General features: G+C 60.8%; 12 protein-coding genes. 4 read left to right on the forward strand and 8 right to left on the reverse strand.

Going from position 1 to position 11799, the window contains the following annotated elements; translation table 11 throughout:
• Nucleotides 1–14 precede the first annotated feature (14 nt).
• From AB4N41_RS04675 to AB4N41_RS04685, 3 genes are read left to right on the forward strand one after another with little or no spacing between them, the layout of a single operon-like run.
• Nucleotides 15–248, forward strand: coding sequence for a PP0621 family protein (locus tag AB4N41_RS04675; RefSeq protein WP_252868302.1), 234 nt, complete (start codon nucleotides 15–17; stop codon nucleotides 246–248).
• On the forward strand, nucleotides 238–1827 hold the full coding sequence (locus tag AB4N41_RS04680; protein WP_252876918.1) for a sensor histidine kinase: 1590 nt from the start codon (nucleotides 238–240) through the stop codon (nucleotides 1825–1827). The genes AB4N41_RS04675 and AB4N41_RS04680 overlap by 11 nt, the downstream gene beginning before the upstream one ends.
• The gene (locus AB4N41_RS04685) at nucleotides 1824–3170 is read left to right on the forward strand and encodes a sigma-54-dependent transcriptional regulator (protein WP_252876919.1); all 1347 of its coding nucleotides are present in this window, start codon (nucleotides 1824–1826) and stop codon (nucleotides 3168–3170) included. The genes AB4N41_RS04680 and AB4N41_RS04685 overlap by 4 nt, the downstream gene beginning before the upstream one ends.
• A gap of 92 nt (nucleotides 3171–3262) precedes the next feature.
• Here the strand turns inward: AB4N41_RS04685 and thiO are convergent, their stop codons facing one another.
• Genes thiO through AB4N41_RS04720 form a run of 7 tightly spaced genes read right to left on the reverse strand, consistent with a single transcriptional unit; the run spans nucleotide 3263 to nucleotide 10033 of the window.
• Nucleotides 3263–4363 carry a glycine oxidase ThiO gene (gene thiO, locus AB4N41_RS04690; RefSeq protein WP_460138353.1) on the reverse strand — a complete coding sequence of 367 codons (1101 nt, stop codon included), beginning with the start codon at nucleotides 4361–4363 and terminating at the stop codon, nucleotides 3263–3265.
• Between the two features lie 57 nt (nucleotides 4364–4420).
• Nucleotides 4421–4822, reverse strand: a complete 402-nt coding sequence (locus tag AB4N41_RS04695) for a type IV pilin protein (protein ID WP_252868305.1) — start codon at nucleotides 4820–4822, stop codon at nucleotides 4421–4423.
• A 15-nt stretch (nucleotides 4823–4837) separates the two neighbouring features.
• A complete protein-coding gene (locus tag AB4N41_RS04700) occupies nucleotides 4838–7927 on the reverse strand; it encodes a pilus assembly protein (protein WP_460138354.1) in 3090 nt (1029 codons plus the stop codon).
• Nucleotides 7914–8393 (reverse strand): pilus assembly PilX family protein, encoded by a 480-nt coding sequence (locus AB4N41_RS04705; protein WP_041477802.1) that lies wholly within the window; start codon nucleotides 8391–8393, stop codon nucleotides 7914–7916. Before AB4N41_RS04705 ends, AB4N41_RS04700 begins: the two co-directional genes overlap by 14 nt.
• 10 nt (nucleotides 8394–8403) lie before the next feature.
• Nucleotides 8404–9117: a PilW family protein gene (locus AB4N41_RS04710; RefSeq protein ID WP_073475497.1), complete on the reverse strand. Its 714-nt coding sequence runs from the start codon at nucleotides 9115–9117 to the stop codon at nucleotides 8404–8406.
• On the reverse strand, nucleotides 9114–9563 hold the full coding sequence (gene pilV / locus AB4N41_RS04715) for a type IV pilus modification protein PilV (RefSeq protein ID WP_252876922.1): 450 nt from the start codon (nucleotides 9561–9563) through the stop codon (nucleotides 9114–9116). Before pilV ends, AB4N41_RS04710 begins: the two co-directional genes overlap by 4 nt.
• A complete protein-coding gene (locus AB4N41_RS04720; RefSeq protein ID WP_122698535.1) occupies nucleotides 9560–10033 on the reverse strand; it encodes a GspH/FimT family pseudopilin in 474 nt (157 codons plus the stop codon). The genes pilV and AB4N41_RS04720 overlap by 4 nt, the downstream gene beginning before the upstream one ends.
• Before the next feature lie 130 nt (nucleotides 10034–10163).
• Between AB4N41_RS04720 and AB4N41_RS04725 the strand changes: the two genes are divergently transcribed.
• Nucleotides 10164–10733 carry a GspH/FimT family pseudopilin gene (locus tag AB4N41_RS04725; RefSeq protein WP_252876923.1) on the forward strand — a complete coding sequence of 190 codons (570 nt, stop codon included), beginning with the start codon at nucleotides 10164–10166 and terminating at the stop codon, nucleotides 10731–10733.
• Here AB4N41_RS04725 and ispH read toward each other — a convergent pair.
• A complete protein-coding gene (gene ispH, locus AB4N41_RS04730; RefSeq protein ID WP_016773129.1) occupies nucleotides 10690–11634 on the reverse strand; it encodes a 4-hydroxy-3-methylbut-2-enyl diphosphate reductase in 945 nt (314 codons plus the stop codon). The two genes, AB4N41_RS04725 and ispH, sit on opposite strands and share 44 nt — an antisense overlap.
• Between the last annotated feature and the right edge of the window lie 165 nt (nucleotides 11635–11799).

The following is an 11799-nucleotide window of genomic DNA, read 5'->3' on the forward strand; positions in this document are numbered from 1 at the left end:
AAAAGCCGCTCATCATGCTTCGTTTATTGTTCTGGATTGCCCTGATCTTCGCCGCCATCTGGCTCTGGCGCAAATTCAAGGCCCCCGCCTCGTCCACCCGATCGTCGCGCGAACAGGACGCGCCGCCGATGGTGCGTTGCGCCCACTGCGGCGTGCACCTGCCGCGCGACCGCGCGCTGGGCAACCAGCAACTGTGGTATTGCAGCCAGGCTCATCTCGAGCAAGGCCCGGGCGCCAGTGGTCGCTGAGGCCGTCAACGCCGACCAGAAACAGGCGCAGCGTCTGCTGCGCCTTTATCACCTGTACCGTTTAAGTGTCGGCATCACTCTGGTGTTGCTGATCTCCAGCAACATGGACAACCGCCTGCTGACGTCGGCCAACGACGATCTGCTGCGCGGTGGCAGCTGGCTGTACCTGATCATCAATATGCTGCTGGTGGTGTTCCTCGAAAACACCCGGCGCCCGGCGCAGTTGTTCACCCTGGCACTTGTCGATGTGCTGCTGTTGTGCGGCCTGTTCTACGCGGCCGGCGGCGTGGCCAGTGCGCTGGGCAATCTGCTGGTGGTCTCGGTGGCGATCAGCAACACCCTGCTGCGCCGACGCATCGGCCTGCTGATTGCCGCCATCGCGGCGATCGGCATTGTCGGCCTGAGCTTTCTGCTGGGTCTCAGCCGCCCCTTGAGCGCCAACGCCTACTTGCAAGCCGGCACCCTCGGTGCGCTGTGCTTTGCCGCATCGCTGCTGGTGCAAGGGTTGATCCGCCGCCTCGAAGTCAGCGAGACCCTGGCCGAACAGCGCGCCAGCGAGGTGGTCAGCCTGGAGGCGCTGAACGCGTTGATCCTGCAACGCATGCGCACGGGGATTCTGGTGCTCGACGAACAACGCCGGGTGCAACTGGCCAATCACAGTGCGCAGAGTCTGCTCGGCCATAGTCACCTGCAAGGTCATCTGATCGACGAATATTCGCCAGCGCTGGTCGAGCGCCTGCAATTGTGGCGTAACAATCCGACCTTGCGCCCGCAGAGCCTGAAAATTCCCGGCAATGGCCTTGAGCTGCAACCCAGCTTCATCGCTCTCGAGCAGAGTCCGAACCAGCAGACGCTGGTGTTTCTCGAAGACCTGGCGCAAATCACCCAACAAGCACAGCAACTCAAGCTCGCTGCGCTCGGGCGTTTGACCGCCGGCATCTCCCATGAAATTCGCAATCCACTGGGCGCGATCAGTCATGCCGCGCAGCTGTTGGCCGAGTCCGAGGAACTCGATAGCGCAGATCGACGTCTGACGCAGATTATTCAAGACCACTCCCAGCGCATGAACCGAGTCATCGAAAACGTCCTGCAACTGTCCCGTCGCCAGCAAAGCGCGCCGCAACGGCTGGACCTCAAGCCGTGGCTGGAAGACTTCGTCGGCGAAACCCGCGAGCAGGCCAACGAACGCCAGCACATTCATCTGCGAATCAATTCCGGCGATTTCACCACACTGATGGACCCCAACCAGCTGCGGCAGATTCTCGACAATCTGATCCGCAACGCCTGGCGTCACAGTGCCCAACTGCACGAGCAGGCCGACGTCTGGCTGGCACTGTTCGTCGACCCCGACAGCCAATTGGCAGTGCTCGAAGTGCAGGACAACGGCCCCGGCGTGTCGGCCGATGAACAGGCGCATCTGTTTGAGCCGTTCTTCACTACGAGCAGCCAGGGCACCGGTCTTGGCCTTTATCTGTCCCGTGAGCTGTGCGAAAGCAACCAGGCACGCCTAGACTTCAAATCACGCCAAGGCGGCGGCTGCTTTTGCATCACTTTTGCTCACGGACGGAAACAAAGTTGAATACAAGCCCACGGCAAAAAATTCTAATCGTCGACGACGAACCGGATATCCGCGAGCTCCTGGAAATCACCCTGGGACGGATGAAACTCGAGACCTTCAGCGCACGCAATCTGGGCGAGGCTCAGGCGCTGTTGCAGCGCGAGCACTTTGACCTGTGCCTGACCGACATGCGCCTGCCCGACGGCACCGGGCTGGAGCTCGTGCAACACATTCAGCAACGCGATCCAAACCTGCCGGTGGCGATGATCACTGCGTACGGAAGCCTGGAAACGGCCATCAATGCATTGAAGGCCGGGGCGTTCGATTTCCTCACCAAACCGGTGGAGCTGCCGCGATTGCGCGAACTGGTCAGCTCGGCGCTGCGCCTGCCGACAGCGGGCGGCCTGAGCACGGCAATCGAGCGACGGTTGCTGGGCGACTCGCAGCCGATGGCCAATCTGCGCAAGCAGATCGACAAGCTCGCGCGCAGCCAGGCGCCGGTGTACATCAGTGGTGAATCCGGCAGCGGCAAAGAACTGGTCGCACGTCTGATTCACGAACAAGGCCCGCGCGCCAGCCAGCCGTTTGTGCCGGTGAACTGCGGGGCAATTCCGTCGGAACTGATGGAAAGCGAATTTTTCGGCCACCGCAAAGGCAGCTTCACCGGTGCCGTCGAAGACAAGCCGGGGCTATTCCAGGCGGCCCATGGCGGCACTCTGTTTCTCGATGAAGTCGCCGACCTGCCGCTGTCGATGCAGGTAAAACTGCTGCGAGCGATCCAGGAAAAAGCCGTGCGCAGCGTCGGCGGCCAGCAGGAAACGGTGGTCGACGTGCGTATCCTTTGCGCCACGCACAAAGACCTTGAAGCCGAAGTTTCGGCCGAACGCTTCCGCCAGGATCTGTATTACCGGCTCAACGTCATCGAACTGCGCGTGCCGTCCCTGCGCGAACGCCGCGACGACATCGAGGCGCTTGCCATGCACGTGCTCAAGCGCCTGGCCAAAGACACCGGACAACCCGAAGCGCGCCTGCATCCGCAAGCGCTCGAGGCGCTGAAGAACTATCGCTTTCCCGGCAATGTGCGCGAACTGGAGAATGTTCTCGAACGCGCGCACACCCTGTGTGAAAACCGCACGATCGAAGCGCAGGATCTGCGTTTGAGCGAAGGCAATTGCACGGCGGACGGGGCGATGGCCGATCTGACGCAGGTCGACAATCTTGAGGATTATCTGGAGAGCGTCGAGAGGAAGCTGATTTTGCAGGCGCTGGAGGAAACCCGCTGGAACCGCACGGCGGCGGCGCAGCGGTTGAGTCTGTCGTTCAGGTCGATGCGTTATCGGCTGAAGAAATTGGGACTGGATTGAAGGCCCCTTCGCGAGCAGGCTCGCTCCCACATTTGGAATGAGTATTCCTGTGGGAGCGAGCCTGCTCGCGAAGGCGGTCTACCAGCCTCTGACTAAATCCGGCCCTCAGGCGCATACGGCGCCGGATCAATAATCGGCGCTCGCCCCAGCATGACATCGGCGAACAACTGGCATGACGCCGGCGCCAGCACCAGCCCGTTGCGGTAATGCCCGCAGTTCAGCCACAAACCTTCGGCCCCCGGTACCCGACCAATAAAGGGAATGCCTTCCGGCGACCCCGGCCGCAGCCCGGCCCAGTGCCCGACCACCTCGGCATCCGCCAACGCCGGCAGCAATTCGATTGCCGAGGCCTTGAGGCTTTGCAGCGCTATGTCGGTCGGGGTCTTGTCGTAACCTTCGTGCTCCAGCGTGCTGCCAATCAGAATGTGACCGTCGCGACGCGGGATCGCATATCGCCCCTTGGCCAGCACCATGCTCGGCAGGAAATCAGCCGCACACTTATAGAGAATCATCTGGCCTTTGACCGGCTCGACCGGCAACGTCAGGCTCAGCGTCTTGAGCAGATCGCCGCTCCACGCCCCCGCCGTCAGCACAAACTCGTCGCCGCTCATCACCCCAGTGGAGGTTTGCACGCCAACCACGCGCTCGCCCTCGCGGACGAAACCACTGACTTCGCATTGCTCGTGAATCGTCACGTTCGGCAGCGCCAGCAGCGCGGCTTTCAGCGATTTGACCAGCCGTGGATTGCGCACGTTGGCGACATCGGCCATGTAGATCGCTCGGCTGAAACCGCTGCCGAGCACCGGCACCGCGTCATGTGCCGCCGAGATATCCACAGCCCGCAGCGGCCGATTTTCCCGCGCGGCCCAGGCCATGGCTGCGGCTTCATCGTCCAGATCCAACCAATACAGACCAGTGGTGTGCACTTCAGGATCAACGCCAGTGTCAGCAAACAAGCGCTCGCCGAGCTGTGGATAAAAATCCTGCGACCAATGCGCCAGCGCGGTGACTGCCGGACTGTAGCGCCACGGGTATAACGGCGAGACGATGCCGCCGCCAGCCCAGGACGATTCCTGGCCGACATTCGAGCGATCCAGCAGCACCACGCTGCGCACTTCGGAGGCGAGATTGTAGGCAGTGAGCAGGCCAATCACCCCGCCGCCGACAATCACCACTTGCTGTTGCCTGGTCATGTTTGATCCAACCGTAAAAAAGACAGTGGGCGCAAAAGGCGCCCGAAAAAGAATGCGTCAGCGGCCCCAGCAATCCTTGGCGGTCACTCCGGTGGTCGCGTTGTTCATGCTTCGCACGCCGGTGTTGGTCAGGGTGAAATCCCCGCATTTGTCGGTGGCCATGGCCGAGCCGGTTTTACGAATCGCGGTGAGCACAAAGGTCTGGTCGGTCAGCGTCGGGGTGATGGTATAGAAATCATTGCCCGTGCTCAGTCCGGTGACGCCGGTGTAGACATTGTTGCGGGTGTAGAAGCGTTCGAGGGTCTGCGCCTGCTCCGAGAGCAGCGAGACCACTTCGGCGCGACGGCCCTTCTTCACGTATTCGTTGTAGCTGGGAATGCTGATGGTGAGGATGATCCCGATAATCGCGATGACGATCATGATCTCGATCAGGGTAAAACCTCGGCTGGATCTGCGCATGCCTCAAATTCTCGCTTACTGGATTTGTCGCCACATGATACGACGGCTGCCGCCGCCACCTTTTTCCACAATGACCGTGACCGCGCCGCTGGTGTCAGTCGTGCCCTTGCGCTCGCCGTTAGCCGAGATGAAGTTCAGGGTCGGAATGCCGCCGGTAAAAATCACGCCACTGGATATCGTATCGTTGCTGTCGACCAAACGGTCACCGGTGGTGTCGATCACGGCGTAGTTGAGCATCTTACCGTTGAACGCATCGAGTTCGACCAGTCGGCCCGTACCAAAACTCGAACAAGGGTCGGTGGTATCGACGCTGGCAGTGGTGAAAACAACTCGCCCCAATACAATACTGGCCTGATTGATCACGCGTTCACCGGTCAGCACGTTGTTATACGCCAGCGGCAGATACCACCCTTTCTCTGCCGGATACGTCGTTTCATTCTGGCTGGTGGTCAGAAACTGCCCGGAACTGCCGGAGAACGAGCCGGTAATCGCCTGTGCCTGCAAGCTGCTAACGGTGATTTGCCCTGAGCCTCCTTCCGCATCCCAGATCGAATAGAACGCCTGCAGATCCTTGTTGGTCTTGTCGGCAGTCTCGTTGAACTTGCCGGTGCCAAAGAACACCTGCTTGCCGCCCTGCGGATTATCCGCCAGCAGCGGTTGCGCGGTGATCGGCTGCGTTGCCCCGCCCGGGGCGGTGAACAATGGCTTGCCGGCAAACGCCACGCCCCAGCTTTCTGCCCCGGGTGCGCTCAAGTCGAATTTCCACATACGCCCCTTCAGGTCACCAGCGTAGGCAGCCTGCACTACGTTCGAGGAATTGACCCTGAGTTTTACCGAAGACAGACCGTTAGTGGTTTCCGTGCTGTCGATGACGATTTTCCTGATCAGCGAACCATCCAGCGCATCCAGCACATACAACGCTGCAACCCCCGAATTGCTGCCGTAACCATTGGCGATGAATGTCGCCCAGCGACCATTGGCCAAGCGTGCGACTTCCGGACGGGCGTAGGCGTAACCCAGATCATTGAAAGCATTCGACGCATTGGCCGTAGCCGGCGCACTGACTTCCCACAGTGCCTTGATCACATTGCCTGCCGAGGCATCGAACAGTTGCAGTCCGTAGAAGGTTTTACCACCGGCCCCCGTTCCGCCAATGGCCAGCGTTCTCCAGGTGGTGCCGGCCTGCGCATCGAACACGCCGACCTGACCGTCCACGAGAAACTTGTGGCTGACGCCGTTGACGTAATTGGTATCCGCAATCAGCCGCAACGAAGGCAGCACGCTGGAGGGCATGTAGGCATAACGGCGGGTGCCGTTCGTCGAATTGATCACATTGACGAAACCGTCGTTGGCGTTCACTACCAGACTGGTATTCATGTTCGCAGCCTTGGTGGTCAGGTAGTTGGTGTAACTGCTGTCACCCGTCAAGTCGGATGCGGTCTTGTCCGAAGGCGACGCGAGCACCAGCGGCGAATTGATGATGTCACCCAGCAGCGCAGTGCGCACTTTGAGCCCGGCCCTGTTGGTCCCTTTGCTCCACTCCACCAGATCATTACCGTTGATTCCGGCGGGCAACCCCTGATTCAGCGTAGTCTGCTGCGCCGGGGAAAAGTTGAGGAGTGCCAGGGCAATGGGCGTGTTGCTCAAGGTGTTCCATGACTGGAAATTCGGCGCTGTGGCAGAGGGCACGATGGTGGTGTCGGTCGACCATTGCGCCGCCGAGGTATTTACCGTGCCGGTCGAGGTAAAGCCGAACGACCTGATCGTGCCGCGCCAATCCTTGGGATCGTAGGTTGTCTGGTAAAAACTGCTGCCACTGGTCAACGTACTGCTGCTGGCAACACCGGCACCACCGGAGCCGGCCTTGGAAGTGATATCGCTCAATGCCGACGATAACGCCGCATTGAGCCCGGAGCTGTCGGTCGCCTGGTAGTACCTGCCCTGCCCGTAACTGGCGGCGTCGGACAACATGTCGTTATCCGCCGCGAAACCCACGGTGTAGGTGTTCATGTTCTGCCGGGGAAAATCCACCGCGTTCCAGCTCTTGCCTGCTGCGTCAGTACCGGTCGAACGCATGTCGATGTCGAAGGCGAATTTGGCGATGTCATCCAGATACAGAGTGTCACCTTCGCCGTCGCCGTTGAGGTTGTCGCCATCGTTATTCACGCCATCCCAGTTCGGTAGCCGGCTGCCTCCCAGCGGATCGTTGGTCGGGAAGGTACGGTCATAGGTCGGCAAGCCATCGGTAATCACCACGCCGTAGTTTTTCTGGCAGCGGTATTGAATCGGACTGGTATAGCTCGCCGGCGTGCCGTTGTAGTAAGGCGCCAACCCACGCATGTAGCGCGTGACTTCGTAATAGCTCTCGGCCAATGGCGTGTTGGCCACGGCGTTCAAGCCGTTGATCGATGAGATCAGCGCGTTGTAGTTGGTGTCTACCTGGGCCTGGGTGACGCTGCCCGCGACGGGTGACAAATCGGTGATCGAGCGGGCGATGAAACCGCCGTTGCCCGGGTTGCTGCTGGTCGCCGGATTGAATGTCGACAGGCCCATGCGCAAAGTGCGGTTGCTGCTCACCAGTGCGGTGGAAACGTTGCGCGCCACGTTCATCCGGTAATCGTTGGGAATCGCCCCCGTAGTGAAGTCGCGGGTGCCGGTGCTGTTGGCGAGGCTGACTATGTAGGAAATGTAATCGGCGGAATACCGAGTGTTCTCGTTGCCTACCGGGTCTGGGAGCTTGAGGCACAACGGCGCCACGCTGTTGTTGTAGAACGCATAGGCGCCTCCCGAGCACCCGGAAGTCGGCAGGCTCGATAGAAACACTGTGTCGCCAGTAATCTGCGGCGCATTGAGTGCAGAGCACAATCCGAGGAAGGCATTGCACTGCCGGGCGGGAGTGCGGTTGACGTTTGGGTCGAATCCGGCGGCGTAGATGATGCTGTTCATACTCCCCGAGTCATCGATCAGCAGCATCACGTTGGGCGCCACCGCAGCCGCGCTCAGCAATGGCGAATCGGAAGGCGTGAAAGCCCAGGCCGGTGCCGCCAGGTAGCAACTCAGCAGCATGCCGATCAGCAGCGACAGGCCGCGCTCAATACTTCGCATAGACACTCTCCACCACGCTACGCGAATTGCCGGCGATGCCGACCGCAGTGACTCGATACAACGTCGCCGAAGTGTTACTCGGCACGTTCACCGCCGTCAGGGTCGTGCCGATGTTCTGCACGCCATAAAAGCCATTACCGGCGGCGATCCAGGTCACCCCGGAGGTCGAATTGAAGCCGGCCGAGCTGACCACTGACGACTCCGCCGGCGGCAGACATTGGTTCGTGCCGCTACACACCGCCAACGAGTAACTGTCCAGCTGCACCGCACTTTCGCCGATACGCAACGCCGCTTCCGCAGCCTGAAACGATTGATTGCGCAGGCTTACGCTGCCGGCCATTTTCTCTTGCAGGTTGGCGCTCTGCATCGAGGACAAACCGATCAATGTGAGCAACAGCAGAAACACCAGGCTCACCAACAGGACCATGCCGCGCTGGGCCTGACGTTGTTGCAAGGATATCCTCATCGCCGCCCCCTCATGGCAAGCGGTTGCGCAATGCCGCAACCACGTTGAAGGTTTGATTGCGCACCCGATTGTTCGGGTCGGTGAGGGTCAGGCTCAGGCGCACGCTGCGGATGCGCGCGGGATCGCCAGGGTTGCTGCTGTAGGTTGAGGCTGCGACGTCGGTCGCCGAACTGGCAAGGCCGAAGGTGACGTTGAAGGCGCTGACGTTGTTCACCAGCACTTGCTGCGCCGGATTGCCGCTGCCAGTGCCCATGAGGATCTGGTTATTGCTGAAACTGTAGATCAGGCGCCGGATCGGGAACGCGATCTGGCCCGTGGTCGGGTTGCGCAATCCGCTGTAGGCGACTGCACTGTTGCGGCAGTCGGAAATCACCGTCCAGGTCGGCGTTCCCCCGCCGCTGCCGACATCGGCGGTGACCAGGGTCAGCTTGAGACTGGCGTTATCCCAGTTGATCGGGATGAGTTGCGCAGTGTTGAAATCCCCTGCTGAGCTGGAGTCGACGATGGTGCCGAGGCAGCCGAACATGCCGACCATGCGGATTTCCTGAATCATTTTGCTGAGAACGAAGCGCGCGTCTTCCTGCATCGCTGCGGCGCTGTTCTGACTGACGTAGGTGTTTTTTGCGGCGATGAAAATCTGTACCACGCCGAGCACGACGATCAGCCCCAAAGCCAGGGCAATCAGCAACTCGATCAGGCCGAAACCACGACTGGCACGCTTCATGGTGTGGCCACCGGATCGACCGCCGCACGGCTGCTCAGGACGAAACTGCGCTGGGCACTGGCAGCGTTGGCCGCGCGCGCGTCGCTCCAGGTAATGGTGATGGTGTAGACCCGCTGGTTGAGGGTGATGCTGCCCGTCGCGGTCGGGCCGCCGAAGTTGGCGATGTTGGTGGTGAAGTCGTAGAGGTCCTGGTCCCGCGCATTACTGAGATTGCCCGAGGTCGGTGGCGTAACGGTGTAGTTGGCGCCGGAATTGGCGCGGATGCGATCCATCATGTCATAGGCGATGAAGCTGGCCTGACTGGTCATCCGCGAACTGTCGGTGTACTTCAGCGCATTGAGCTGCACCGCCGCTGCGCCCAACAGCCCGACGGTGAGAATCAGCAGCGCGACCAGCACTTCGATCAGCGTCATGCCCTCCTGTGGGTTTTTGCTCCCTGCCCTCATCCGCAATTTCCACCCAGTTGAATGCGTCCGTTCAAACACACGTTCAGCGTCCTGCTTTGCGTGCCCAGCGTGTAACCGATGACTACCGCCGTCGACGGTGCCGCCAGACCACCAAGATTGTTGAAATCCAGTGCGGTCACTCCTGAGGGTAGCGTCAGAGTCGCGCCACTGCTCATTGCTGGAACAACCCGCAACACATTGGCCGGATTGCCAGTACTGTCGTAGACCGCCAGTTCACCGGTCCAGACACTGCCGCCAGCGGTCGGACGCAGACGCGTGGTCACGCCGCGATTGATTGCCTCGAGGCGAGCGAAATTGATCGCCCGCTGCAAGTCGCCGACTTCGGTATCCGCCCTGCTGCTCTGGATCGTACGGGTAAAGGCCGGCACCGCCAGCGTGATCAGTATCAGGAACACCGCGATGGCGACCAGCAACTCGACCAGCGTGAAACCTTTTGTACGAAGATCCATCGGTGCCCTCCGTTGCCGTCGGCTATACCTGCTTTTACACGCTAGAACATTCGCTCGGCACGCGCCGACTGATTTGCCCTGCGCGGCGCACGGATTGCGCTGCTCATACCATTCCACGGAGGGATTTTTCATGCCGCAACACGGTTTCAGCCTGATTGAACTGCTTATGGGACTGGCGATTGGCGCAATTGTTCTGCTGCTGGTCAGCCCGGCGTTCGCCGCGCTCAAGCAAGCGAATCAGCGCGACCACGCAGCGCAGTCGCTGCTCGAAGGCATCCGCCACGCTCGCACACTGGCCATCACGCACAATCAGAGCGTGGTGATCCATGGCATCGGGAGTGACTGGAGTCAGGGTTGGCGGATCATTCTGGATAGAAGCGGCAAGGGGCCGGAGGACAGCAGCAATCCGCTGCTGGTTGAACGCGCCAGTGAGGCGAAAGTGCCGATTGTCGGCAACTGGTGGGTGAGCCGCTATGTGCGCTTCAGTCATCTGGGGCAGCCACTGATGCCGGGGCGGCGATTTCAGGCGGGGACGATACACATCTGCTCGCCGCGCGAGCCGGTCAGCCAGCGGCAGATCGTGCTGGCGGCGACCGGTCGCGTGCGCCTGAGCAGTCAGGAGACCGAACAGGCGCTGTGCGACAAAAGCAGAAGCGTCAGATCGAACGGACGCGCAGCTCTTTCGGCATCGAGAACGTGATGTTCTCCTCACGGCCAGCCAGCTCATCGGCACCGGTCGCGCCCCAGGCCTGCAATTGCTGGATCACGCCCCGGACCAGCACTTCCGGCGCCGAGGCGCCAGCGGTAATGCCAATGCGCTCGACGCCGTCGAACCAGCTCTGTTGCAGGTCCTCGGCACCGTCGATCAGGTACGCCGGAGTCGCCATACGCTCAGCCAGTTCACGCAGACGGTTGGAGTTGGAACTGTTCGGGCTGCCGACCACCAGCACCACGTCGCACTCGTCGGCCAGTTGCTTGACGGCGTCCTGGCGGTTTTGTGTGGCGTAGCAGATGTCGTCCTTGCGCGGACCACCGATGGCCGGGAAGCGCGTGCGCAGGGCATCAATCACGCGACTGGTATCGTCCATCGACAAGGTTGTCTGGGTGACGAAAGCGAGTCTTTCCGGATCGCGCACCTGCAATGCGGCCACGTCCTTTTCGTCTTCAACGAGGTAGATCGCGCCGCCATTGCTGGCGTCGTACTGGCCCATGGTGCCTTCGACTTCCGGGTGACCGGCGTGGCCGATCAGGATGCATTCACGACCGTCGCGGCTGTATTTGGCGACTTCGATGTGCACCTTCGTCACCAGCGGGCAGGTTGCATCGAAGACTTTCAGGCCACGACCTGCAGCTTCATTGCGCACGGCTTGGGAAACACCGTGGGCGCTGAAGATGACGATCACGTCATCGGGCACCTGATCGAGCTCTTCGACGAAAATCGCGCCACGGCTGCGCAGGTCTTCGACGACGAACTTGTTGTGCACCACTTCATGACGCACATAGATCGGCGGCCCGAAGACTTCCAGGGCGCGGTTGACGATTTCGATCGCCCGGTCCACACCGGCGCAGAAGCCACGGGGGTTGGCGAGTTTAATTTGCATGCTGTGCCTCGTGTCTTGCGCGCGAAAACAATGGAAAACAGACTGTGGAGACCTGCTTGTTGTGGCGAGGGGAATCATCCCCGCTCGGCTGCGTAGCAGTCGCAGACCTTCAACGGACTTATCTCAGAATCCGTTGACTGGTCTGGGGGCGCTTCGCACCCCAGC

It is taken from the genome of Pseudomonas sp. S2_A10 (assembly GCF_054668465.1).